Annotated in this window: 22 protein-coding genes; 1 reads left to right on the top strand and 21 read right to left on the bottom strand. The window is 48.6% G+C overall.

Annotation, left to right across the window (positions count from 1 at the left end):
- Positions 1-3: 3 nt before the first annotated feature.
- From RWM02_RS01130 to mltG, 3 genes are all read right to left on the bottom strand, one after another.
- The gene (locus RWM02_RS01130; RefSeq protein ID WP_314068554.1) at positions 4-891 is read right to left on the bottom strand and encodes a lactate/malate family dehydrogenase; all 888 of its coding nucleotides are present in this window, start codon (positions 889-891) and stop codon (positions 4-6) included.
- A 13-nt stretch (positions 892-904) separates the two neighbouring features.
- Positions 905-3,121 carry an NADP-dependent isocitrate dehydrogenase gene (locus RWM02_RS01125; protein ID WP_314068552.1) on the bottom strand — a complete coding sequence of 739 codons (2,217 nt, stop codon included), beginning with the start codon at positions 3,119-3,121 and terminating at the stop codon, positions 905-907.
- A gap of 64 nt (positions 3,122-3,185) precedes the next feature.
- Positions 3,186-4,148, bottom strand: coding sequence for an endolytic transglycosylase MltG (gene mltG, locus RWM02_RS01120; RefSeq protein WP_390887709.1), 963 nt, complete (start codon positions 4,146-4,148; stop codon positions 3,186-3,188).
- On the opposite strand from mltG, the gene RWM02_RS01115 reads away from it, so the two are divergent.
- On the top strand, positions 4,078-6,627 hold the full coding sequence (locus RWM02_RS01115; RefSeq protein WP_314068550.1) for a YhdP family protein: 2,550 nt from the start codon (positions 4,078-4,080) through the stop codon (positions 6,625-6,627). The genes mltG and RWM02_RS01115 overlap by 71 nt on opposite strands.
- Positions 6,628-7,251: 624 nt before the next feature.
- Here the strand turns inward: RWM02_RS01115 and RWM02_RS01110 are convergent.
- From RWM02_RS01110 to RWM02_RS01025, 18 genes are all read right to left on the bottom strand, one after another.
- A complete protein-coding gene (locus RWM02_RS01110; protein ID WP_314068549.1) occupies positions 7,252-7,740 on the bottom strand; it encodes a flagellar protein in 489 nt (162 codons plus the stop codon).
- A gap of 143 nt (positions 7,741-7,883) precedes the next feature.
- Positions 7,884-8,102, bottom strand: coding sequence for a hypothetical protein (locus tag RWM02_RS01105; protein ID WP_314068547.1), 219 nt, complete (start codon positions 8,100-8,102; stop codon positions 7,884-7,886).
- A gap of 143 nt (positions 8,103-8,245) precedes the next feature.
- Positions 8,246-8,587 (bottom strand): hydrogenase maturation nickel metallochaperone HypA, encoded by a 342-nt coding sequence (gene hypA / locus RWM02_RS01100; protein ID WP_314068545.1) that lies wholly within the window; start codon positions 8,585-8,587, stop codon positions 8,246-8,248.
- A complete protein-coding gene (locus RWM02_RS01095) occupies positions 8,575-8,724 on the bottom strand; it encodes a hypothetical protein (protein ID WP_314068544.1) in 150 nt (49 codons plus the stop codon). The genes hypA and RWM02_RS01095 overlap by 13 nt, the downstream gene beginning before the upstream one ends.
- Positions 8,725-8,732: 8 nt before the next feature.
- A complete protein-coding gene (hypE, locus tag RWM02_RS01090) occupies positions 8,733-9,782 on the bottom strand; it encodes a hydrogenase expression/formation protein HypE (RefSeq protein ID WP_314068542.1) in 1,050 nt (349 codons plus the stop codon).
- A 12-nt stretch (positions 9,783-9,794) separates the two neighbouring features.
- Positions 9,795-10,892, bottom strand: a complete 1,098-nt coding sequence (gene hypD, locus RWM02_RS01085; RefSeq protein WP_314068540.1) for a hydrogenase formation protein HypD — start codon at positions 10,890-10,892, stop codon at positions 9,795-9,797.
- Positions 10,889-11,203 (bottom strand): HypC/HybG/HupF family hydrogenase formation chaperone, encoded by a 315-nt coding sequence (locus RWM02_RS01080; RefSeq protein ID WP_314068538.1) that lies wholly within the window; start codon positions 11,201-11,203, stop codon positions 10,889-10,891. The genes hypD and RWM02_RS01080 overlap by 4 nt, the downstream gene beginning before the upstream one ends.
- Positions 11,203-12,009 (bottom strand): hydrogenase nickel incorporation protein HypB, encoded by an 807-nt coding sequence (gene hypB, locus RWM02_RS01075; protein ID WP_314068536.1) that lies wholly within the window; start codon positions 12,007-12,009, stop codon positions 11,203-11,205. Before hypB ends, RWM02_RS01080 begins: the two co-directional genes overlap by 1 nt.
- Positions 12,010-12,249: 240 nt before the next feature.
- Positions 12,250-12,777 carry a GDYXXLXY domain-containing protein gene (locus RWM02_RS01070; protein WP_314068534.1) on the bottom strand — a complete coding sequence of 176 codons (528 nt, stop codon included), beginning with the start codon at positions 12,775-12,777 and terminating at the stop codon, positions 12,250-12,252.
- Complete coding sequence (locus RWM02_RS01065) at positions 12,774-14,057, bottom strand: DUF2157 domain-containing protein (RefSeq protein ID WP_314068532.1); 1,284 nt, start codon at positions 14,055-14,057, stop codon at positions 12,774-12,776. The genes RWM02_RS01070 and RWM02_RS01065 overlap by 4 nt, the downstream gene beginning before the upstream one ends.
- 4 nt (positions 14,058-14,061) lie before the next feature.
- Positions 14,062-15,246, bottom strand: a complete 1,185-nt coding sequence (gene nhaA, locus RWM02_RS01060) for a Na+/H+ antiporter NhaA (RefSeq protein WP_314068530.1) — start codon at positions 15,244-15,246, stop codon at positions 14,062-14,064.
- A 132-nt stretch (positions 15,247-15,378) separates the two neighbouring features.
- A complete protein-coding gene (nikR, locus tag RWM02_RS01055; protein WP_185898886.1) occupies positions 15,379-15,792 on the bottom strand; it encodes a nickel-responsive transcriptional regulator NikR in 414 nt (137 codons plus the stop codon).
- A gap of 51 nt (positions 15,793-15,843) precedes the next feature.
- Positions 15,844-18,069: a carbamoyltransferase HypF gene (gene hypF / locus RWM02_RS01050; RefSeq protein ID WP_314068528.1), complete on the bottom strand. Its 2,226-nt coding sequence runs from the start codon at positions 18,067-18,069 to the stop codon at positions 15,844-15,846.
- Positions 18,053-19,594: a hypothetical protein gene (locus RWM02_RS01045; RefSeq protein ID WP_314068526.1), complete on the bottom strand. Its 1,542-nt coding sequence runs from the start codon at positions 19,592-19,594 to the stop codon at positions 18,053-18,055. Before RWM02_RS01045 ends, hypF begins: the two co-directional genes overlap by 17 nt.
- Positions 19,591-20,265, bottom strand: coding sequence for a HyaD/HybD family hydrogenase maturation endopeptidase (locus RWM02_RS01040; RefSeq protein ID WP_314068524.1), 675 nt, complete (start codon positions 20,263-20,265; stop codon positions 19,591-19,593). The genes RWM02_RS01045 and RWM02_RS01040 overlap by 4 nt, the downstream gene beginning before the upstream one ends.
- Positions 20,265-20,948 carry a Ni/Fe-hydrogenase, b-type cytochrome subunit gene (gene cybH / locus RWM02_RS01035; protein ID WP_314068522.1) on the bottom strand — a complete coding sequence of 228 codons (684 nt, stop codon included), beginning with the start codon at positions 20,946-20,948 and terminating at the stop codon, positions 20,265-20,267. Before cybH ends, RWM02_RS01040 begins: the two co-directional genes overlap by 1 nt.
- An 11-nt stretch (positions 20,949-20,959) precedes the next feature.
- Positions 20,960-22,678: a nickel-dependent hydrogenase large subunit gene (locus RWM02_RS01030; RefSeq protein ID WP_314068520.1), complete on the bottom strand. Its 1,719-nt coding sequence runs from the start codon at positions 22,676-22,678 to the stop codon at positions 20,960-20,962.
- Between the two features lie 2 nt (positions 22,679-22,680).
- Positions 22,681-23,829: a hydrogenase small subunit gene (locus tag RWM02_RS01025; RefSeq protein ID WP_314068518.1), complete on the bottom strand. Its 1,149-nt coding sequence runs from the start codon at positions 23,827-23,829 to the stop codon at positions 22,681-22,683.
- Between the last annotated feature and the right edge of the window lie 239 nt (positions 23,830-24,068).

The raw sequence follows: 24,068 nt of genomic DNA, 5'->3' as shown, positions 1-24,068 counted from the left end.
CAGCTACGCGATTACCCCGCTTTCTTTTAAAAATTTGATATTTGCGGCAGTTTGGGCTTCGCCTTTTTCTAGCGCTGCTTTTTCCTCCTCGCTTGGCTGCTTGATCTCGCGTACTCCGCCTTTGCCTAGCTTCACGAGTCTACCGCCCGCGCACTCGCCATCTATCACGCAGCAGCTTAGCCACTGATCGCTGCCGGTTTTTATCGCCTCGCACATCTTGGCCGCAGCCGCGCCCGGAGCGTAATACGCCGACGTACCAAGTAGCTTAACGATCTTTGCGCCGCCCGTTTTAGCCTCCTGCGCTACCGCGTCAAATTCGCCGCCCAAATCCACGCTCACGTTGCTTTGCAGCGCTACCATATCGTCGTTGTGAGAGCCTATGATGTGCGCGCTAAAGGCGCTGTTTTTTAGTCCGGTTTTTTGAGATATCTCGTATTTTAGGCGCGCGGAGTCTAGTTCGCCCGCCATTCCTAGTATCCTGCTTTTATCAAAACCGCTAGTTTTATAGACTAGGTACGTGAGCGCATCGAGCGGGTTTGTTACGTTTATGATGACGCAGTTTGGGGCAAATTTAGCGATTTTCTCCACTGTGCCTTTTACGATGCCGGCGTTTTTTAGCAACAAATCCTCTCTAGTCTGCCCCTCTTTTCTAGGGCTTCCGGCGGTCACGACCACGATGTCGCTATCCTTAATAAGCCCAAAATCATCTCCGCCCGCGACGCTCACGTCCAGACCAAAAACCGCCGCGCTCTGAGATAGGTCGATCGCCTTTGCGCGCGCCACGTCGCCAAAAATATCAACTAGCGCAATATCGTCTGCGATGCCTCTTAGCAAGATAGCGCTAGCCGCGCTTGCACCTACGTTTCCGGCTCCGATAACTGAAATTTTCATTTTTTTCCTTTTTTTATAAAATTTGATTTTGTAAAATTTGATTAAACGTCGCGCTTGGCCTCATCGCCGCGCTTGTCTTTTTATCATCCGGCTTATAGTATCCGCCTACATCGATCTTTCGTCCTTGCGCCGTGTTTATTTCATCCGCGATTACGCTCTCGTTTTTCGCGAGATTTTGAGCGATGAGTTTAAATTTATCGCCTAGCTGCGTGCCGCTAGCGGCAAGCTCGCTCGCCCAGTAAAGCGCGATATAAAAATGGCTCGTACGCGTATCTAGCTGCCCCACTTCAAACCGTGGAACCTTATTTTCTTTTAGATAGCGCTCTACGGCCGCATTTAGGGCATCGGCTAAAATTTGCGCCTCAGGGCTTTGCTTAAAGATAGCTAACTGCTCGAGACTAGCGCCCAGAGCCAAAAACTCGCCAAGGCTATCCCAGCTTAGGTGATTTTGCTCCAGTAGCTGCTCGGCGAGCCTAGGTGCGCTGCCCCCCGCTCCCGTCTCAAAGATACTTCCGCCCTCTAGCAGAGGCACTATAGAGAGCATCTTGGCGCTGGTTTCAAGCTCTAAGATCGGGAAAAGATCGGTCAGATAGTCGCGCAGGACGTTGCCCGTGACACTGATACAGTCCTCGCCGCGCCTCATGATCTCAAGCGACTTTTTGCAAGCAGCCGCGGGAGACATGATCTCTATATCAAGCCCGCTAGTATCCGCGCTTGCTAGCTGCGCTCTTACTTTTTTTAGGATTTCTCGGTCGTGAGCCCTGTTTTCGTCCAGCCAAAATATCGCCTTTTGTCCCGTGATTTTTGCGCGTTTTAGCGCCAGCTCGACCCAGTTTCGCACGGCGACGTCTTTAACCTGCGTCATCCTAAATATATCGCCTTGTTCTAACTCAAATTTAAATAAAATTTCGCCTTTTTCATTTAGTACGCGCGCCTCGCCCGCTTCGCTTATCACAAAGGTCTTATCGTGGCTGCCGTACTCCTCGGCCTTTTTAGCCATCAGTCCGACGTTTGAGACGCTGCCGATTTTAGCCGGATCTAGCGCGCCGTTTGCCTTGATATCCGCGATCGCGGCTTCATAAACGACGGCATAGGTTTTGTCGGGTATCACGGCTTTGGTTTCCCTGGCTATGCCCTCTTTGTCCCACATTTTGCCGCCGTTTTTTATCATCGCGGGCATCGAAGCATCGATGATAACGTCGCTAGGCACGTGTAAATTTGTAACGCCGGCAGCCGAGTTTACCATCGCTAAATTTGGCCTCTTTGCGTAAATTTCATCAAATTTGGCTTTGATTTTTTCCTGCGTAGCTTGAGGTAAATTTAAAATCCGCGCAAAAAGGTCTTTTAGCCCGTTGTTTTCGCTGACGTTTACGCTTTTTAGCTCGCTTTCAAACTCATCAAAAACTTCCGCGAAAAAAATCTTCACGAAATGCCCGAAAACCACGGGATCGCTCACCTTCATCATCGAGGCTTTTAGATGCACGCTAAAGAGCAAATTTTTTGCTTTCGCATCCGCGATTTGCTCCTTGATAAAGGCATCCAGCTCCCGCGCGCTCATAAAGCTAGCGTCGATTATATCGCCTTTTTCTACCGCTAAATTTTCTTTTAGTACGCGTTTTTCGCCGCTTTTTGAGATAAATTCGACGCGTAAATTTTCATCCGTTTCAAAGCTAACCGAGCGCTCGGAGGAGTAAAAATCTCCGCCTTTCATATAAGCGACTTCGGTTTTGCTATCTTTTTCAAAAGGGGTGATTTTGTATGGGTTTTCGCGGGCGTAGCGTTTTACCGCACCGACGCATCTGCGGTCGGAGTTGCCCTCGCGCAGCACCGGATTTACAGCGCTTCCTAGCACTTTGGCGTATCTAGCGGTCGCGTCTTTTTCCTCCGGCGTTTTTGGATCTGACGGATATGGGGGCAGATCGTAGCCCTTAGCGCGAAGCTCGGTGATAGCGGCGTTTAGCTGAGGCAAGCTTGCCGAGATGTTTGGCAGCTTAATTATATTCGCGCGCTTTTCTTGCGTCAAATTTCGCAGCATCTCAAGGTCGTCGCTCACGCGCAGATCGGGCGGTAGCTTGTCGTTAAAAGCGGCGATGATCCGCGCGGCTAGCCCTATGTCGGCCTGCTTTATCTCTATGCCGCCCGCGCGCAAAAACGCCTGCAGGATCGGAAACAACGAGTAGCTAGCAAACAGCGGGGATTCGTCGGTTCTAGTATAGACGATGTCGCTCATCTTTTCTCCTAAATAAATTTCGCAAAATCTTATCCAAATTTATATTAAAACGCCTTTTGGCGGGCTATTTTTGAGAGTTTATCGCGCCTACGTGTTCCTCGTACGTCGCGCTAAATTTATGCTTGCCCGTCTTTTTATCGCGAACAAAGTACAAAAACTCGCTCTGCGCGGGCCTTATCGCCGCTCTTATCGCCGCTAGACCCACGGTGCAGACGGGGCTTGGCGGCAGACCTTCGTTTAGATAGGTGTTAAATTTGCTTTTATCGGTTCGTATGCGCTCGGCCGTGACCGTCTCGTGCGAATATAGCCCGTAGTTTAGCGTGCCGTCCATTTGCAGCTTCATACCCTTTTTTAGGCGGTTTTGGATGACGGAGGCGACAAGGGGCATCTCATCCTCGTTTGCAGCCTCTTTTTGCACGACCGAGGCCGTCACGAGATACTCGCTCCAGCGCTTTTCGTCGTAGCTTCCCAGCAGCTCTTTAGCCGTTTTTTCGTGGGATTTTTTAGATAAATTTACCAGATGCACCGCTAGCTGTTCTTCGTTTACGCCAAGCGGTACTTTGTATGTCTCAGGCACCAAAAAGCCGTCCTCTAGCGGAGCAAATTTGGCGTAAAATTCATTTAGCTTCGCCTCGCTCAAATTTAGCTTTTTTGCGACCTCTTGCAAAAATACGGCCGTCGTTTCGCCAGGAATCAGCGTTATTTGCGTTAAAGCCGCTTTTGCGGTCGTGAGCTTATATAAAAAATCAAGCTTGCTAAGCTTTGCCGCGCCCAGGTCTATCCAGCCTGCTTGCACATGCCCCATAGCGCGCAAGATCACGGCGTCTATTTTATTTGCGTCCGTATTTTTTTCGCTTAGATATGATATAATCCCAAGCGTACTGCCCTGAGGCACGAAAATGACCTCGCTCACGCTCACCGGGCGGCTAAGATAAACAAGAAAGCTCAGAAAAAATATGAAAATCATCTCGCTGATAATGAAGAAAATTTGGCGCATTTTGATCCCTGCGGTTTTGATATTCGTCATTTTTATAGCCGTCCTAAAACACGGCGTCGAGATAGAAAATATCGACGCGGGCGACTTTAAAATAGAGCAATTATATATAAAACTCGATAAAAAAATAATTTTACGCGCGAAAAATATAGAGATACCTAAACAAAGCGCCAAGGATAGCTCCGAGGAAGCGCTACTAGACCTCTCCAAAAACATCGTCTGGATCGACAGGCTATTTGACGAAATTTTGCTCGAACGCGTCAAATTTCTAAACAGCGAGTCCACGCTATTTTACAGAGACGACGTTTTTTACCTAGATAGCCCGTTTTTGGCGGTTAGCTCAAATTTTAAAGACACCGACGACGGCATTACCGCAAATGTTTATCTACTCGAGTTTAAGGACTTTAACATCACTTTAAGCGGCGTTAGCAATGCCGATTTGAGGCGTCAAATTTACGATTTTAACGGTACGTTTTCCAGTCACGAGCTAAACGGAAACGCTACGGTAAATCTCAAAAAAGGCGAGCTATCATACGAGCTAAGCGACATAAATGCGACTAGCCTAAGAGGCTTTATGGACGAGCTGGGCGCAAAAACGGGACTAGATAAAGAGATAAAAAGCTGGATCTACGGCTACATCACAGCGGATAACTACTTCGTAAAATCGCTTCGGGGCAGATTTGACCTAAACAAGCAAGAACCCTATCTAAACGAGCTTAGCGCGCAGGGATTTTCTAAGAACGTAAAGGTTAAATTTCACGAAAAGTTGCCCGCTGCGACCGCCGAAGGAGTAGATGTCGAGCTAAAAAAGGGTTCGCTATTTTTCACGCTAAAAAACCCAAAATGGCAGGGCAAAAATCTAAACGGAAGCAATCTTGAAATCTATAAAATTTTCGAGGAAAAAGGCGCCGGGCTCACGCTAAATCTGCAAACCTCGGCTCTCTACGACAAAAGCGTAAACTCCATACTAAAGGCCTACGATATCGAAGTTCCCGTCGAGCAGCTAAGCGGCAAAACCGACGCCAAACTCGCGCTTGATATCAAATTTGACCCGCTAGAAGTGACGCCTAAGGGCAAATTTAAGATCACCGGCGGACAGACGCTAATCGCTGGAGCTAAATTTAACGTAGATACCGCAGACGTCGAGCTTTTAAACGACAAGTTAAAGGTAAATGCGAAAAACACGGGGATGGATTTTTTTAGCGCGGACGCAGCGGTAAATCTCGATCTAGGAAAGCTCGCAGGCGACATAAACGGTACGCTAAAAGGACTAAATTTAGCCTTCGGCAAGAGCGAAATTTTAAAACTGGGCACGACGCCGTTTGCGGCTAGGCTTGATTTTAGCGGCAAAGATACGAAGCTAGATATCGCGTCTCCGGCTGCCGCCAGTTTAAAATTCGCCGCGCAAAACGAGATAAATTTACCCGACGCGCGCGATCTGCTGCCCTACTCGCCGCTGCTAAAAAGCCTGCAAATCTCTGAAGGCGGCGTAAATATAAAAACCAAGGATTTTGAAAATCTTAGCATAGAGGCTAACGATGTCAAATTTGAAACTCCGCTACTTAAAAAAGACGGCTCGCCGTATGACGCCGATAGCTTTACCATCGACGTAAATGCAAAGGGCGCAACGGGCAAAAGCAAAAGCGGCGGTCTAAATTTCAAAATCGCGGGCGGCAAAACGGAGCTTTTTATAAAGGAGCTCGATCTTGTGCTTAGCGGCGATGAAAATTTGACCGATAAGGAAGGCGACATCGAGTTTGAAGCCAAGGGCTCGAAGCTTGTTTTAAATGATTTTAACGCGACTCTAGATCTGCTAGCATATAGCGGTCAAAGTGCGGGCGGGACGGTGAGATTTGACGCTAAGCCCGCTCGCGGCAACTTTTCGCTTATAAAATCGGACAAAAAATTTGAAATATCGGCAAACGACATCAGAGGCGAGTTTATCAACTCGATCTTTAACATTAAGAGCTTTGAGGGCGGCAGCTTTAAAATGCGCGTTTTGGGTGCTAGCACAGATGATTTTAAGGGTGAAGTAAGGCTAATCGGCGCCACGCTAAAAGACTACACGTTTTACAATCAGCTTCTCACGTTTTTAAACTCCGTGCCGTCCTTGCTCGTGTTTAAGACGCCCGACTTCGGCGCCGACGGCTATCCGGTAAAATTCGGCAAAATTTTATTTGAGAAAAAGGCAGACGTGCTAAAGTTTCTAGCCATCGAGTTAGAGAGCTCGAGCGCGGATATCGGCGGTCACGGCACGATAAATCTCGCAACCAAAGAGATCGACGTGGATCTGGAGCTAAAGCTGCTAAAGGACGCCAGCTCCATCATCGACAAAATCCCGCTCATAAATCAGATCGTGCTGGGTAAAGACCGCACTCTCTCGACCGTCATCAAGGTGCGCGGAACGTTGCAAAAGCCGCAGTACTCGACGCAAATCCTGCAAGATGCGCTTCTCTCGCCGTTTAAGATAATCAGAAACGTACTTGAAGCGCCGTTTTTGATATTTGAGTAAATTTGACGAGTGCAAGCGTCTGCGCCGCTAGTTTGCGGGTTAAATTTAAGCCAAATTTGATACCCAGCACCGCTTGGCTGCGCAAGGCGTTCGCTGAGTATCGGCAAATTTAATCAAATTTGTGGTCTTTGCTATTTTTAAACGGCAAGCATGAGCGCCATACTTAAAAACCGAGTCGAAAACAAAATCCAAAATCGCAGCGTCAATGTCCGCGTAGCAAAAATTTCGCCCTTAAAATAGACTAGAGTCGCTGCGGATTTTCGTAAATTTGTAATCTTTATAGATCGCAACGGCGGTAAAACGGCAAGCAAAACGCCAAATGTCGCCGCAATATTTTACGGCACAAAGTCAAAAATTGCGTACGCGTCAAATTTAATGAAAACGGCGCAAAGGCTGGCAAGATAAACCAGGCGTAGGTGTATAGTATACAGACGCGCTAAATGCGCTCAGGGCAAAAACGGCCTCATAAAATTAGCGCACCGACCGTAGGTTTTTGTGTATTTCCTGCAAATTTGCGGTAGGTTTTGGCGCTCGGCGCCGTCTTGCTAGGACTACGATTTTTATTAAATTTGCTTGCGTTTTAAATTTTTTCGCTAGCGGCTCGGGCGTTTTACGGCGTCAAATTTAGTTTTTGATCTCATCGTCAAAAAGCTCGCGGACGTCCACCCAAAAGCTTTCGGGCATAAAAATCGGCGAGTCCAAAATCTCCAGCAAACCGTCCTTAAAAGATAAAAACTCCGCGACTCTCTGGAGTCCGTCCACGGTTTTTATGCTCATGTCCGCTAGCCGTAGCACCTTTGCGAGCTGCATTTTATCGGCCGTCCACTCGGCAAACGCCAAAAACCGCAAATCGCCCGAAAACGTAAAGCACGCCGTAGCCTGCTCGCTTAGTAAAATTTGCTCAATCTCGCCGCTTCGGCTAAATTTTACGTTTTTGCTCTCGCCATCGCTTTCTTTGCGCTTCAAATTTAAACCCTGCGTCTCCGCGCTCGCGTAAAGCCGTAGCTCGCCAAGACTTGGCGCACCCATGGCTAGGTCGAGACCATCAAATTCCGCGTTAAATTTACTGTCCGCGCTACGCTCTTTCGCGCTGCAATTCCAAGCAGAACCCATTTATTTCCTTTCAAATTTATTTAGTTCAAATTTACCCGCGCATTTGCCTGCGCCGCACAAATCTCGGGGTCTCACGGCTCGAAATCAAAACAGTAAAAATCATCCGCCTCGCCCCAAAGCTCCTCTAGCGAGCGCCCGTCTATCTACGGCGCGACGTAGAGTTCTTGCAGCGTGGCAAAATACCGCTCGCCGCTCGCGTTTGCGCCGGATCCGTCCGCGCACCTTTGAAACGAGCAGCGATGCGCATAGGCGATGATCATGTACTCTGCGCCGCGCAGGCAAAAGCTAAGCTCGGGCTCGCCGCCCTGGGCTACGCATTTTAGCAGCATTTGCTCTATGGTTTCAAACGAATATCTAGGCATCTAGCTTCCTTTTAAATTTATCTAGGCGCTTTTTAGAGGGGCAAGTAGACAGAGTTTCGTCAAATTTGCCGCGTTTTTGGAAGTAAATTTTAAAAATTAGCTCAAATTTAAACGCCGAATTTGAGCTAAAATTTGCGGCAAAATCACCGCATCTCAAGGCGCATGAGGTGCATATCCTCGCCGCCCGTGACATCAAGCTCCTGCGAGCCGCAGGCCGGACAGGTGAAGTCGTTTTCGCTAAGCTCGCCGCTAAAGCCGCAGCTTTTGCACTCCACGGAGACGTTTTGCAAGACGATCAAAAGCTCGGCATTTTCGCAGATCGTGCCCGCTTTATAAACTTCAAACGCGCTTTGCAGATAGTGAGGTTCGACGCCGCTTAGCCGCCCGATACGCACTTCAAGGCGCACGACCTCTTTCGCGCCGTTTGCGGCGGCGTTTTTCTCGCAAAGCACGACTAGGCTTTGCACTATGCTTAGTTCGTGCATCGGCTTGCCTCGCTTGCAGACGGAGCGGATTTTATTTTTACGCACGCGTCTAGGGCGTAAATTTGATAAATTTTGCGAGCCAGCTCGCGTGACGTATAAGCCAGAAAATCTAGCGCATCTAAATTTGATCTAGCCATCGCCGCGCCTAGCATATCCTGGGCAACAGCTCGCCCTTTGGCGCTTCTAAAAAGCGCTTTGAGCCGTATGCGTTTTGCAAGATGACGCGGCCGTTTGAGGCACCCAAAATCTCGCCGATCGAGGCTGCGTTAGCGTCAAATTTGCGTAAAATTTCAAGCGCGCGCGCCTCGTCTTTTTCATCTACGGCCAGCACGAACGTACCCTCGTTGGCTAGCTCATAAGGCTCAAAGCCAAATAGCTCGCAAACGCCCGTCACTTCGTCGCTGACCTTGATATCCTCCTCGCGCACGAGGATATCTAGGCCGCTAAATTTCGCCCATTCGTTTAGCACCGCCGAAAGACCGCCGCGCGTCGCGTCGCGCATACAAAGAGGCTTTACGCCGCCCTCTATCAGCGCCTTTACCGCGCCCATTAGCGCCTTGCAGTCGCTTTTTAGCTCGCTTTGTAGATCCAGCTCCTCGCGGCTAGCCAGCACCACGGCGCCGTGCCTGCCCACGTCGCCCGAGATCAGGATCTTAGCGCCCGCGCGCAGGCTTTTTAGCTCCACGCCCTCGAAGACGATCTCGCCGATGCCGCTCGTGTTGATGAAAATTTTATCGCATTTGCCGCGCGGCACGACCTTGGTATCGCCGCAGACGATTTGCACGCCGTTTTCGCGAGCGACGGCGGCTAGCGAGCCTAGCACGCGCTCTAGTTCGGATATCTCAAGCCCCTCTTCGATTATTAGCGCGCAGCTTAGGTATCTTGCCTCGGCACCGACCATGGCTAGGTCGTTTATCGTGCCGCACGCCGCGATCTTGCCGATGTCGCCGCCGTTAAAAAATATCGGCGTAACCACGAAGCTATCGGTGCTAAAGGCAAGTTTGCCTTTAAATTTAGGTGTCAAATTTGCCGAGCATTTATCGCTCTCGTCCGCGTAAAGGTCGCTAAATTTTAGTATCGCGCTATCGTTGCTCTCGCGCAAAATTTCATTATCGAATATCCTAAAAATCGTCTCGTTTATGAGCGAGTTCATCTCCTCGCCGCCGCCGCCGTGGCTTAGCATTATCTTGCTCAAATTTGTCTCCTCTTAGCCCGCGCTTTTGACGTCGCCGTATTTGTAGTATGCCGCACATGCGCCCTCGCTAGAGACCATGCACGAGCCAACCGGGGTTTTTGGCGTGCAGGCTTTAGCGAAAATTTTACAGTCAAAGGGCTTTGCTCGTCCGCGTAAAATTTCAGGGCAGATACAGGCCTTGCTCTCGCCTTTGCTTTGCACGCTACAGTCAAATTTTACCCTCGCGTCAAGCTTCGCGTACTCGGGGCGTAGCTTCATACCGCTTTGAGCTATAACGCCAAGACCGCGCCACGAGAAGTCGCACGGCTCGAAAAACTCGTCTATGAGCGCCTTTGCTTTTTGATTGCCCTCGCGCGTGACGACTCTTGCGTATTCGTTATAGACCTCGTGCGTGCCCGCGTTTTGCTGGCGAACGAGGTTTAGGATACCGTCCATCAGATCAAGCGGCTCAAATCCGCTAACCGCGATAGGTTTTTTATACTCGGCCGCGATGCTCTCGTAGATGCCGTATCCCGTGATCACGCTCACGTGGCTAGGCCCCAAAAATGCGTCGATCTTGACGTTTTCGTCGTTTAGGATCGCTCGCACGGGTGCGGGGACGGTAACGTGATTTATATGGAAAAATAGATTTTTTAGCCCGAGCTCTAGCGTCTTTTGCACTAAATTTGCGCTCATAGGCGTCGTCGTCTCAAACCCGATCGCAAAAAATATCACGCTCTTGTCGAGATTTTCCCGCGCGATTTTGATGCAGTCTAGCGGGCTATATAGCGCTCTGATATCGCAACCCTCGCCACGTAGCTTTTGCAGGCTGGTGCTTGAGCCAGGGACTCTCATCATATCGGCTAGAGTGCACAGGATGGTGCCCGGCATCTGGGCTAGCTTGATAGCCTCGTCTACGCGACTCCTTGGCATCACGCACACGGGACAGCCTGGGCCGTGGACGAAATTTATATGCTCGCCCACTAGCTGTGGCAGGCCGAATTTCATGATCGAGTGCGTGTGTCCGCCGCAAATTTCCATGATATTTAGCGGTTTTACGCTCTCTTTTTTGATGAGTTTTGAAAGCGCCAAAATAAGCTCTTTATCGCGAAAATCATTGATTAGATTCACGCTTTTTCCTTTGCGCCCGGCTTATTTGCCGCCGCTTGCATGGCACTTAGCCCCGCGTCGCCCTCATTCGCGCCGATCTGGCCGCTTTGCATATCTTTGGCGATTTGGCGGTAGATTTCGATGCTTTCTAGCGCAAATTTCGTATCGATTTTCTCCATCGCGTAGCCGACGTGGATGAGTACGTATTCGCCGACGGCCACGGGCTGGGCGATGAGATCGAGGCTCACGCGGCGACTCACGCCTAGCGTCTCTACGGTAGCGACGTTATTTTCGTCGATAGCGATTACTTTTGAAGGGATTGAGAGGCACATTATCTAAGCTCTTTTTTAAATTTTAAAAAATCCAGCCACTTCTCCATGCCCTCGCCCGTTTTTGCGTCAAGCTCGACGACGTCGACCTTCGGATTTAGCTTGCGAGCCTCTTTGACGACTTTTTTAACGTCAAATTCAAAATGCGGCAACAGCGAAGTTTTGGTTATCACGATAAGATCGGCGGCACGAAACATCACGGGGTATTTGGCTACCTTGTCGTCGCCCTCTGGCACCGATAGCAGCACGACGTTAAAGTGCGAGCCGACGTCGTAGCTAGCAGGGCAAACGAGGTTGCCGACGTTTTCTACGAAAACTATATCAAGGCCCTCTAGGGGCAGATGATGAAGCCCCTCGTGCACCATAAACGCATCCAGGTGACATGCCTGTCCGGTCGTGATTTGGTGGGCTTTGCCGCCGGCTTTTACTATGCGGTCGGCGTCTTGGTTGGTTTCTAGATCGCCCTCGACGACGCCGATTTTAAATTTACCGCTTTTTATCGTAGCTTCTAGTAGCGTAGTTTTGCCGCTGCCGGGGCTACTCATGAGATTTACGCATAAAATCCCGTGCTCGTCCAAGTGAGCGCGGTTGTGCGCGGCCTCTTCGTCGTTTTGGGATAAAATTTTCGTTATCACTTCGACCGTTTTGCTGTCGTTTAGCGCCGGGTGCGCGTGGCCGTGACTATGCTCGTGAGCCGCTCCGTGTCCGTGCTGGGCGCCATGATCGTGAGCGTGCGAGTGAGTCGTGCCGTCGGCGTGAGTATGAGCGTGATCGTGCCCGCCCAGCGAGCATCCGCAATCTTTACACATCTTGCTTCTCCTTAGCGATTTTTTGGGGTTATTATACTCTTAGATGTTAAAAAATTGCTTTAGTTTCATACTTGCGGATATTATTTTGTTGCGTTTTATTTATATTTTGAGATTTTTGTGGCGGCGGCGAGATCGGTCAAATTTGACTCAAATTTAAGCTGAGTCAAATTTTGAAGGCTAGGGCTAAATTTGAGCTTAGATAAATCTAGTCAAATTTAGCCCCTCTAGCCGCCCGTAAATTTAACGCTTGCTAGATTCTCCGACTTTTGGCTTTTCTATTACGATATCCTTGATGCGAGCTTTGCCGTTATCCATCACGCTGATGACGGCCGTGGCGTTAAACTCCATCATATCTCGCTCCATTTGCTTTGCACTTTTGGGCGGCATGAAAAAGGCCTCGATGCCGAAATTTGCGGTATTATAATCAACCCTGCCCGCTAAAAACGTGCCGCCCTTAGGTCGCTCGAAGCTATATCTGTCAAATTTATACCTGCCGTCTTTATCCTGCTTTAAAACGGCGTAAATTTTAGCACCGTGTAGCTGCTGCCTTTTGCTTAAATTCGAGTCTCTTTTGTCTAGTTCGTAAACGCTCGCAAAGCCGTAGCTAAGGCGCACGTAATCGCCGCGAAACATATCGCGCGGATCGTAAACCGTAGTTCGTATCAATATCTCTTTACCAAAATATATCGGCGCGTACGCATACGCAAGCATCGCGATCACGGCTAAAATTTGAAATACCGCGGCGGCAAAAATCAGCTTTAGTTTCATTTCGCGCTCCTTTTTTTAGATATCCTAGAGACCCCGAGCACCACGAGCGCAAATACCAAAAATAGCGCGCTGGCGCTGACGTAATCACCGACTAGATCGACGTAGCGCACGAACGCCACCCAAAAGATAAGCGCTATGCCGAATTTCATATTATTTTGCTTGATAAGAGCGACCGCGACGCAAACGCCGATGAGCGAAAACACGCCCTCCTCGTAGCCCGCAAACGCGTCTAAGATAAAAGGCAGCGCGACTAAAAGCGCTATGGCGGTAGCGGCGGCGTATTTTTTAAAGTAAAACGCAAGCCCCAAAGATACCGCGCAAAATGCGGCAAATAGCGCTCCAAACACGCTTTTTAAAAACGTAACGCCGTTTAAAACATACTCGTAGTTCTGGGCGCCGTAAGACCACGGACGCGAAAAATGCAAATCCTCGTAAAGCGACATATCAAAGCACAAGATGCCCGCACCGCAGACGATGCCGATGTTTTTAAGGTAAAACGCGAGTTCAAATTTACCCGCCCTCTCAAGCAAAAACGAGGCGCAAACGGCGAGCAAGCAGTAGCTAAGCGCAAAAAAATGAACTCCGTAAAGCGCATCGTCCACGCGCAAATCAGCTAGAAAATACCGCTCGTAAAGCACGAAAGAAACGATATAAGCAAACACGCTCGCAAAAAGCGCAGCCATTAGCAACCTGGAGTCGTCGCGCCAAAGCACCGCCGCGCAAGCTACTATAAATAACAAAAATCCGTGCGAAACGCCGCTAAACTCAAACTCCATCAAAAACCAAATAAGCCCCAAAACAAGAGCTTGCAATGCGATGATGGATTTACGCGTCGCAAGCGCTAGCACCAAAGCTCCGACCGCCCACAGCAGCACGCCGTCAGGCATATGCTCGCCTAGGTGGTAAATTTGCGCAACTAAAACGATCGCCGCGCCGTAGCAAAAGTTACCTAGAAAAAACAGCGTCGTAGCCTGCGTCTCTTTGCCGTTTTTTTGCGCCCAAACTCCGCTAAAATTTACCGCTGCCAGTATGCCAAGAACTATAATCAGCCTTAGAGCGCGCGGTAGCTCCTCCCAGTTTGCGCCCACTAGAGTAAATAGCGAAAGCGCCAAAAATAGATATGCAACGAGCTTTAATATAAAGCTTCGCCGCTCGTTTGCGCCCGATAAATCTATATCGTATCTAGCCGCTATCTTGCGCGCCGCCTCATCGCTTATTAGCCCTTCTTCTCGCCACTTCGCAAGCTCGTCTGCGAGAAAATTTTTATGAAATATCATCATTTTTCTACTCCACGCATTTCATTATCCTGTGTCGTCCGGCCCAGTAGAGCATCGAATAGCCCGTCACACCCGAGATCAGCGATGCGATGAGTACCGCGAGCTTATCGGCGTACGCAAACTCGTACGTGTCGTGATAGGAGAGCGAATTTATAAAAAGACTCATCGTAAAGCCGATACCAGCAAGCAAGCAAAGGCCGTAAAACTGAGCTAGATTGCAGTATTTCGGTAGCTTTGCGAGCTTAAATTTGATCGCAAGAAAGCAAAACCCAAACACCCCTAGCTGCTTGCCCGCAAACAGCCCTAGTATGACACCTAGCGACACGGGGTGGAAAATCTGCTCCAGCCCGATGCCTTTTAGCGAGATGCCCGCATTTACAAAGGCAAATACCGGCAGCACGAAAAATGCGACGTAGCCGTGCAGGTCGTGTTCGATCTGTTTTAACATCGAGCCCTCGCCGTCCTTTGCCTTAAGCGGTATGAAAAATGCCGCCACGACTCCCGCTAGCGTCGCATGCACGCCTGATTTTAGCACGCTCACCCAAAGGATTATGCCCAAAATCACGTAGCAGGCTTTTTTATTTACGCCAGCTAAATTTAAGGCCAAAAGCCCTAAAGTAGCCGCTCCGGCAACCACAAACGACATAGCCGAGAGATGTCCGCTGTAAAATATCGCCATTATCAAAATCGCACAAACGTCGTCGATGATAGATAGCGTCACGAGGAAAATTTTTAGACTCGCCGGCACTCTTTTGCCTAAAATCATTATGATACCTAGAGCAAACGCCGTGTCCGTCGCAGTCGGGATCGCCCAGCCTTTTAGCGCGAAAGCGTCGGCGTGGCTAAACGCGTAAAAAACGAGCGCAGGCATGACGATGCCGCCGACGGCGCCTACGATAGGTAGCACGATCTGAGCGGGATTTCGCATCTCGCCCTCGACTATCTCGCGCTTTAGCTCAAGCCCTAAAAGAAAGAAAAAAACTGCCATGAGCCCGTCGTTTACCCACAAAATGAGCGGCTTTTGCAGGCTAAATTCGCCAAAAACCACGCCCATATTTATGCGTAAAAAAGAGTTGTAAAATCCGCTCAAAAAACCGTTTTGAAATATCATCGCAAAAATCGCGGCAAGTATGAGCAAGATACCCGAGCTCGCCTCGTTTTGGACGAAATTTTTAAAAGAAATATGTTTCAAATTTTAGCCTTAGGATAAAAATAGCGATAAATTCCGGCGATTTTAACATCAAAGGGCTAAATGCGCGATAAAAAAAGAGATTTTTGCGGGCAAATTTGATAGAGCTTATCAGACCCGCCCGCATTTTAAGCGCTATGAGCGCGGGATGGCAGCTTTGGTGAGTTTTGCAAATTTAACCCCTTTTAGTCCGCCCATTTTTTCTGAAAATTTCTCGATAGACCCTGCTTTGCCGCGCAGTATCAGAGTTTCTAGGCAGTTATCGTGATCCACATGGACGTGAGTCGTGCAGGCGATATGCAGGTTCGCCTTGTGCTCGATGTCCATCATTTTCACGACGAGGTCGTTTTGGTGATGTAGATAAATGAGCGTCAAAACGCCGATAAGATCCTCATCTGCGTCCTTCCAGCTGTCATTTACTATTTTTTCCCTAATCAGATCGCGAGTGAACTCGCTTCTCGAAGCATAGCCCTGAGCGCTTATTTTGTTGTCAAGTTCGTCTAATAACTGCTTTGGCAACGAGACGCTGAATCTTATGATATTTTCCACTATCGCCTCCTTAAAGAAATTATTAGATATTATACATCAGAAAACTTTAATTTAAATTAATGTAAGCGCGATTTGACCGATAGCTACCGAAGAGTCGTTTGACGAAAAGTTTTTATTTATGTAATACTTCTTACCTTTTTGCTTAAGAATTAAAATTACATTTTCAAGCAGGGCTTTATTTTGAAAAACTCCGCCCGCTAGCAAGACGTCGTTAGGCTGCGCGCAAGCCGCGTCTGCTACGAGCTTTACGAGCCCTTTTATAAAGCCCGTCGCAGCCGTTTTAGCATCGTCTTTTAAAGCTCTTTTAAAGGCCTCTTTAAAGCAAATTTTGTCACTCCTGATTTCAAACTCGTAGCAGGCGTCCAAATTTGCGTCAAAAAGCGCCTCCAGGCTCATCCCCGCCTCCCCCTCGTAGCTAATGCTATCAAGCCCTAAGATCACGGCCGCAAACGCGTCGAAAATGCGTCCTAGCGAGCTGGTTTTGACGCAGTTTATTTGCTTTTCGTGCAGGATTTTTAGATTTTTTAGCTTAGCGGGCTCAAATTTGGCCAAAAACGCCTCCGCCTCGCGCTCTAGATCATATTTTAAAATCGCGGCATAAGCTATCTGCCGGATATTTTTCACGCTAGCTTCGCCGCCGATCAGCAAAATTTCGTCAAATTTGCAAACTCGCTCGTACTCTTTGCCGCGCACTTTCATGATCTCTCCGCCCCATACGCTCCCGTCCGCGCCGTATCCCGTACCGTCAAAGCAAAAGCCCAGATACTCGCGCTTTGCATCCAGATCGTTTTCTAAAATCACCGATAGCAAATGCGCGTGATGGTGCTGGATTTGCGTGATATTTGGGCCAAAATTGGCAGCGTATTCGCGCGCCCATTTTAGGTTTAAAAAATGCGGGTGCAAGTCAGCTACGATCTCGTCGAATTTTAGCTCGTAAATCTCGCTAAAAAGATTGATTAGCGCGCAAAAACGCTCATAGGTCGCGACGTTTTTTAGATCGCCGATATATGGGCTTATCATCAGCTCGCCGTCCTTAAAGATCGCAAACTGATTTTTTAGCTCCGCTCCGACTGCTAAAACGGTCTTTTCGCTCTTAAATTTCGTGCGGATAAACTTAGGATGCACGCCGCGGCTGGTGCGGATAAATATAGGCTCGCCGCCCGCTACGAACGCGATACTATCGTCGCTTGGCGAGCGTATCTCGCGGTCGTTATCTAGGTAAAAATCTATCACGCCGCCTAGCTTTTCTCGCAGGTCTTTTTCGTCGTAGATGATGGGCTCGCCGGAGACGTTGGCCGAGGTAGCGATGACGTCGCCCTCTAGGTACTCAAAAAGTAAGAGATGAACGCCCGTGTATGGCAAAAATATGCCGATTTTATTAAGCCCCGGCGCCAAATTTGACGGAACCGGCGTATCAGGCAAGCTTTGCAAAACGACGATCGGTTTTAAATTTGAGCTTAAAAGCCGCTCTTCTTCGGGCGAAATTTGTGCGTATTTTTTAGCGCGCGTAAGGTCTTTGCACATCACGGCAAATGGCTTTTTAGGGCGCTTTTTTCGCTCTCTTAAAAGCCCCACCGTATCATCCTTTAAGCGGCACATCAGATGAAATCCGCCAAGCCCCTTTACGGCTAAAATTTTACCCTCGTTTATGAGCCGCGCGGCCTGCTTTGCGCTTTCGTTATCCCGCGCTAAAACCCGCCCAAATTTATCTTTTAGAGCAAGCCTGGGGCCGCAGTTTGGGCAGGAGACGGGCTGGGCGTGATAGCGGCGATTTAGCGGATTTTTGTATTCGCCGCCGCAAAATTCGCACATCTTAAACGCGTTCATCGTCGTGTTTGCGCGGTCATAAGGCAGCGATTCGATAATCGAAAACCTCGGGCCGCAGTTGGTGCAGTTGATAAAAGGATAATGATACCTCGGGTCTGTGGGATCGTAAAACTCGCGCTCGCAGTCTGCGCAGAGGGCAAAATCGGGCAAGATGGGCGCGTGTTTTTTGGCTGATTTTGAGGCGACTATCTTAAACTCGTCAAATTTCGCATCCTCTAGCTCGGTTTTTCTCATCTCGTCGATACGAGCGAGGCTTGGTAGCTCCTCATGCAGCGCTTTTTCAAATTTTTCTATCTGCTCGCATAGGCCGCAAAGCGTTAGCTTCACGCCCTCGTCGTCGTTGTAAATTTCGCCCGCAAGGCCGAATTTAAGGGCTAGATTATAAACAAAAGGGCGAAAGCCGACGCCTTGGACTAAACCTGAAATTTCATATTTAAAACATCTCTTCAATCACAAACTCTTTACTAAATTTGGCGTTTAAGCCTGTTTTTAAATGCTTTAACGTCAAATTTGCAAGCGTTTTATTCTCAAAAAGCGAGCCGCAAAGTAGCGCGTTTTGCACGCTAAAATCCTGCTTTATCGCGTCCGAAAAATCGCTCAAAAAATACGCTAACGACTCGGCGTATCCGTAGCTAAGCAGCCTCGCATCGACACCAGCGAGCCTAAAGCTCATGCCGCTTCTAGCAAATTTAACGACGTCAAAATGCGTTTTGTTTAGCATTTTAAAATCAAGCCTAGGCCCTTTTGCGCCGTTAAAATCGCTCGCGTTTTGCAGTAAAATCTCGCCCGCTTTTTGCGTATCGCTATCAAATCCAAGCAGCGCTCCCGCCATACAAAACAGCCCGAAAAAGCCGTTTTGTACGTTTAGCTCGCCGCGCGGCAGGCTAAAGCTTTCGCCGTAATTTTGAAGCAATCTCTCGCCGCCCTCCTCACGCTTTATCTGCGCGTAAAGCTCGTCAAAGCTTGCGGGCAAGGCGAAATTTAAGACGTTAAAATCATCAAATTTGGGGTAAATTTTAACTTCATCGTCTTTAAACCTGCTTAAAAATATCCTAACTATCCCGCCCTCTTCGTCAAATTCTTTTTTTGCGAGATTAAAATTCGCTAGATTTTTATCCGCGGCGCCCTCTACCTCGCTCAAATTTGCGCGCGAATAATAAATCCTAGAGCCGCTAAAAATATATCCGTTTTCAAGCACGATAGCCTTAAACGGCGGCTTTTGCGCTTTTAACGCGATAAAATTTACGCCCGCTTTAAAAAGCTTGTCGCAAAGCGCGTAGAGGAAAATGTCTCTAGCGGCGCAGACGTCAAAAAACCTTGGCGAGTTTGGGTAATTGCCGCGGTAAATCGCCGTCGTTTTTAGCGTAACGGCGGGCTTTTCGTAGCTTGCTAGGGCTACTTGTTCGGCTTCGTTTGCGATAAAAATTTTGGGTAAATTTTTAAGATTTGTAGGCATTAAAAGATTAAAATTTTCGTTTAGCTCGGTAAAATTTAAAGCTTCAAATTCGCCGCTAAGATCTTTAAATTTAACGCTCGCGCCCGCGCTTAAATTTTTAAAAGCAAAATCCAAAAGCCCGTTAAAATTCGCCTTCGTTACGGGCGTAAATTTGTCGTCCGTAAAAACGAAAACATCGCTAAAAACGCCGTTTTCGCACTCTTTTAGCTCGCCTTTAAAATAAGCGCTAACGACGCGCGGCGTGATGTTTGAGAGGGCGTTTTGCGGTTCGCTGGTTTGGCCTTGCGGTAAATTTTGGCCTGCATAGACCTTTGAGCCACGCAAAAACAGGCTGTGAGGCAGCGAGCTAGCAAGCATATCCGAAAACTCCAAAAGCTCCTCTTGTGTGCCCTTGACGTAAAGCGTAGTTAAGCCCCGCTGTTTTTTAATGCTAAAATTTAGTCCGCTTTTTTGCGCGTAAAATTTAAGAAAAAAGGCGAAATTTTCGCTCGCACAGTCAAACTCGTAGGCCAAAATCATATCGCGCCCCTTTTTGAAAACTCTAAAGCGATATCGCAGACGCTAAAATTTGCGATCTTTTCGTAGCTAAATCCAAGCTGCGAAAGCTCGTTTAAAAGCGTCTTTTCCATCAAATTTACGCCCTCTTGCGCCTGCGACGAGATCTCAAAACTCATAGGCTCGATGCGTTTTGGCACGATACCTAAAATTTTAGTCCGCGGCAAATCGCCCGCAAGCTCCATCAGCCGCAATGTTTCTAACATCTCGACCTCGTGCGCGGAGCCGTTCCAGGAAATTGTGGGCGGCATCTGCTCGTAACCGAAAAAATACACGTCCCCCGTCTCGCCGCCATCTGCGCTGATGCAGTCGGCTACTATCAAAACGTCCGCCTGAGCTATGAGGGGCGTTAGCGCCATAGCTAGCGTACCGCCATCGATAAATCTTAGCTCCGAATTTGCGCCGTCTGCATTAAATTTAAAGCCGCCTCGACTAGCCAAATCGCCGCTTAAATTTGAGTTTGCAACGTCCAAATTTGACGCGTCAAATTTATCGTCCAAATTTAAAGCGGAGTCAAATTTAGCCCTGATTTTAGGGCTAAATTTGTAGTTTCGCTCCATCATTTTGACAAAATGCACTCCCACGCCCTCGTCGCCAAACATCACGTTGCCGATACCTAGCACCAAAACGCGCATCAGTGCTCGTCTTTTACGTATTTGTAGCCGCTAATAATCGCGTCCATAGCTCCGTTTTTGCCTTTTACGGCGTTAAAGACGGCCATATACACGTGAATGGCTACAAAAACGATAATGATCCACATGCAGACGCGATGTACCGTGCGGACGTTTGCTAGCCCGCCCATTAGCTCCTCGCACTGCCTCATCGGCTCGTAAAGCAGCCCGCCAAGCCCCTCGTGATAGACGTGAACGTAGAGCGCAAGGCCCGTTAGGCAGATCAGAAAAAGCACGACGTAAAAGAAAAAATACGACGCAAACTGAAGCGGGTTATAAACGCCCTTTAGATGCGGGTGCGGACCTAAAAACAGATAGTATTTTATCTGCGCTATCCAGACTTTCGGGCTAAAAAAATCGACTACGCTCACGACCTCTTTGCGACTGTGTTTGTCGAATATAAATAGATAAAGCTTGAAAATAAAGCACGCTATCAAGATAAATCCCGCGATTTGGTGCGCCATACGCCATTTAGCGTTCATAAAATTCGTCGGTTCGCTCGTGATTTCGGGACTAACGAAAACATACGATATATAGTAGCCGCTCACGACTAAAAACGTGATGGCAAAAAACCTGATCCAGTGCGTCGCCCTAAGCCCGATGGAAAATTCATATTCGCTTTTGCGGTCAAATTTATGCTCGCTCATAGCCGCTCCTTTCACAAATTCGGGTTGATTTTGTATTCGCCCAGCTGCTTGCCGCGCGCATCCATCACGTGCACGGCGCATGCGATACAAGGATCGTACGAATGGATCTTGCGGATGATCTCAAGCGGCTTGGTTAGATCGGCGATCTTTAGCCCGATGAGGCACTCCTCGTAGCTTCCGCGCGCGTTTGCGGCATCTTTTGGCGAGGCGTTCCACGTGCTAGGCACGACTGCTTGCCAGTTGGTTATCACGCCGTCTTTTATGCGGCACCAGTGGCTAAGCGCGCCGCGAGGGGCGTTGCCTTGGAAATTTCCCTTATACTCTTTACCGTTATCTATGACGTACTTAGCGCAGGTTTCTTGATCGGTTTTTAGATTTTCTACTAGGCTATTAAAGGCCGTTAATCCATGATCGGCTACTAGTTTAGCCTCTAGCATCCTGGTTGCGGTTCTGCCTAGAGTAGAAAATACCGCCTCAAGCGGAAGTCCCGTGTCTTTTAAAAATTTATCTACGATCTTTACCACGCGCTCGTTGCCTTTGGCGTAGTTTATGACGATACTGGCAAGAGGCCCCACCTGCATCGGTTTGCCGTCATAGCGAGGGGCTTTGATCCAGCTATATTTGCCCTTTTCGTCAAAGACCTTGGTATCTACCTCTTTGCCGCTGCCGCCCAATGTTTTCATATCTTTTAAGCCGGTGTAGTTTGGCTCGGTCTCGCCGTCGTACGGATGCAGCGGAGCCGGGTTTTTATACCATGCGCGAGTGGCTTCTTCGGTGATCTTGTCGCCGTTTACTTCGTAAACCTTACTGATGTCGCCGTTTAGGATAACTCCGCCTTGGATCAGATACTCGTTTTTGCCGACTAAAAACTCGTCGTAAGCGAATAAATTTGATACGCCGACGTCTTTTAGTACGCTTGGCTCGCTGCCGTAGGCTTTAGCCGCCATGACTAGATCTGGATAATACGCTCGGTTGATAAAATCAGCCGTTTCTTGAAATTTGGTTAGATATTCGCCTAATCTTGCGGGATCTAGCAAGTCCATCACGCAGGTCACGCCGCCCACGGTGAGACTTTGAGGATGAGGCTGTTTTGCTCCAAATATCGCCATCATCTGCGCTACCGTTCTTTGTATCCTTAGGCACTCTAAATAGTGAGAAAGCGCGATCAAATTTTGCTCGGGCGTAAATTTATAGGTCGGATGTCCCCAGTAGGCGTTGGCAAAAGGCCCTAAATTTCCCTTTTTTACGAAGGCCTCGACTCGCTCTTTTACCTCTTTTAGCTTATCTGCGCCCGTAGCGTAAGGCGTGTCGCAGTATTTAAACGCCTCGTCGCTAGCCTTGTGCACGTCCGCGCTTAGAGCCGAGACCACGTCTACCCAGTCAAGCCCGTGAAGCTGATAAAAATGCACGGGATGATCGTGCATATAAAGGGCGTTGTTCATCAGGGTGCGCGTTAGCTGCGCGTTTAGCGGAGGCGTGATACCTAGCGCGTCCTCGACGGCCATGATGCCCGCGCGGTAGTGCGAAAACGTACAAACGCCGCAAATCCTCTGCGTGAAAAATCCCGCATCCCTCGGATCGCGCCCCTTTACGATCTGCTCTATACCGCGCCAAAGCGTCGAGCCCGAGTAGGCCTCTTTAACTACGTTATTTTCATCTACGACGACCTCTACGCGCAGGTGACCCTCTATCCTAGTTATGGGGTCTATTACTATTCTTTGTTCGCTCATTTTTACGCCTCCTCTTTGTCTTTAGCAAAAATGCTTATCGCGGCGTGCGCTGCTATGCCGATGCCTGCGAGCGCCAGCACTCCGATGCCGATTTTATCGCTGACGTTATCGGCGCCTAGACCCAAAACGGTGTTAAATAGCCTATCTGCCATCGGCTCCTCAAAAGGCCCCATAGTATCCCAAAAATTAGGCTCCGAGCAGCCTATACAGCCGTGGCCTGCTTGCACCGGCCAGCTGGTGTGCTGATTAAATCTCTCGCGAGAGCAGTTATTAAACGTATATGGGCCCTTGCAGCCGACTTTATAGAGGCAGTAGCCGTTTTTTGCGCCCTCGTCGCCAAAGGTCTGCACGAACTCGCCCGCGTCAAAATGCCCCCTTCGCTCGCATAGATCGTGGATCCTAAGCCCGTAAGCCCACTTTGGACGGTTAAATACGTCAAGCGCTGGTAAAGTACCAAAAAGTATGTAGTGAAGGACGTTGCCCACGATATTTTTCTCGCTGGGAGGACAGCCCGGGACGTTTATAACGGGTTTTGAGGTTACTTTTGATAGACCGACGGAATTTGAGGGATTTGGCCTTGCGGCCTGCACTCCGCCGAAGCTCGAACAGGTGCCGATAGCAAATATCGCCGCGGCGTTCTCGCTTGCGTGTTTTGCGTGATGAAGGCCGCTAAGCCCCAAAGGACCGACCGTTAGATAGTTTTCCGTCTCGCCCGTAGGTATGCCGCCCTCAACCAGCAGGATGTATCTGTCTTTGTATTTTTCGATCGCGCTTTCTAAATTTTCTTCCGCCTGCCAGCCTGCCGCCGCCATCACGGTTTCATGATACTCAAGGCTAATGTAGTCAAAAATAAGACTATCGATCGTAGGCGCATCGGTGCGAAGCAAGCTCTCGCTACATCCCGTACACTCGGCCATGTGTAGCCATATCACGGGCAATCTATCGCTAAGCTCGGCGGCTCTAGCCACTGTAGGCGCCATCGACGCAGGTAGCGCCATAAACGCCGTCATCGCGCCCGCCCATTTCATAAAATCGCGCCTGCTAAATCCGCTTTTCTTTAAAGCTTCGCCGATCGATCCATTTTTTAGAGTCGGAAGCGCGGCAAGCACGTTAAGCCTCTCGTTTATCCTAACTAGGACGTCATCTCTCATGCTCTCTCCTTTGGGGTAAAATATGCATTTTTTGCATATTTGATAACGGAGTAAATTTGTCTTTAATCATTATCAAATAGCTTTAGAAATTGAAATATTACAACTAAAATTTAAAATTTTATATTTAGCAAAAATATTAGTTTTTATGATTAAGTTTATTGTTATTTTAGTGATATTTTTGCAAATAAAGCTCTAAAAAATAATTAAAGTATAAAAAGATAGATTTGACAAATTATTTT

This window comes from Campylobacter showae (genome assembly GCF_963515975.1).
Lineage (GTDB): Bacteria > Campylobacterota > Campylobacteria > Campylobacterales > Campylobacteraceae > Campylobacter_A > Campylobacter_A showae_F.
The sequence above is the reverse complement of the archived record's forward strand: the minus strand, read 5'-3'. Positions and strand labels throughout refer to the sequence as shown.

Coding starts and splice junctions, on each gene's coding strand:
- RWM02_RS01130 (WP_314068554.1), bottom strand. CDS start 891: ATGAAAATTTCAGTTATCGGAGCCGGAAACGTAGGTGCAAGCGCGGCT.
- RWM02_RS01125 (WP_314068552.1), bottom strand. CDS start 3,121: ATGAGCGACATCGTCTATACTAGAACCGACGAATCCCCGCTGTTTGCT.
- RWM02_RS01115 (WP_314068550.1), top strand. CDS start 4,078: ATGAAAATCATCTCGCTGATAATGAAGAAAATTTGGCGCATTTTGATC.
- mltG (WP_390887709.1), bottom strand. CDS start 4,148: ATGACGAATATCAAAACCGCAGGGATCAAAATGCGCCAAATTTTCTTC.
- RWM02_RS01110 (WP_314068549.1), bottom strand. CDS start 7,740: ATGGGTTCTGCTTGGAATTGCAGCGCGAAAGAGCGTAGCGCGGACAGT.
- RWM02_RS01105 (WP_314068547.1), bottom strand. CDS start 8,102: ATGCCTAGATATTCGTTTGAAACCATAGAGCAAATGCTGCTAAAATGC.
- hypA (WP_314068545.1), bottom strand. CDS start 8,587: ATGCACGAACTAAGCATAGTGCAAAGCCTAGTCGTGCTTTGCGAGAAA.
- RWM02_RS01095 (WP_314068544.1), bottom strand. CDS start 8,724: ATGGCTAGATCAAATTTAGATGCGCTAGATTTTCTGGCTTATACGTCA.
- RWM02_RS01080 (WP_314068538.1), bottom strand. CDS start 11,203: ATGTGCCTCTCAATCCCTTCAAAAGTAATCGCTATCGACGAAAATAAC.
- hypB (WP_314068536.1), bottom strand. CDS start 12,009: ATGTGTAAAGATTGCGGATGCTCGCTGGGCGGGCACGATCACGCTCAT.
- RWM02_RS01070 (WP_314068534.1), bottom strand. CDS start 12,777: ATGAAACTAAAGCTGATTTTTGCCGCCGCGGTATTTCAAATTTTAGCC.
- RWM02_RS01065 (WP_314068532.1), bottom strand. CDS start 14,057: ATGATGATATTTCATAAAAATTTTCTCGCAGACGAGCTTGCGAAGTGG.
- RWM02_RS01045 (WP_314068526.1), bottom strand. CDS start 19,594: ATGATTTTGGCCTACGAGTTTGACTGTGCGAGCGAAAATTTCGCCTTT.
- RWM02_RS01040 (WP_314068524.1), bottom strand. CDS start 20,265: ATGCGCGTTTTGGTGCTAGGTATCGGCAACGTGATGTTTGGCGACGAG.
- cybH (WP_314068522.1), bottom strand. CDS start 20,948: ATGAGCGAGCATAAATTTGACCGCAAAAGCGAATATGAATTTTCCATC.
- RWM02_RS01030 (WP_314068520.1), bottom strand. CDS start 22,678: ATGAGCGAACAAAGAATAGTAATAGACCCCATAACTAGGATAGAGGGT.
- RWM02_RS01025 (WP_314068518.1), bottom strand. CDS start 23,829: ATGAGAGATGACGTCCTAGTTAGGATAAACGAGAGGCTTAACGTGCTT.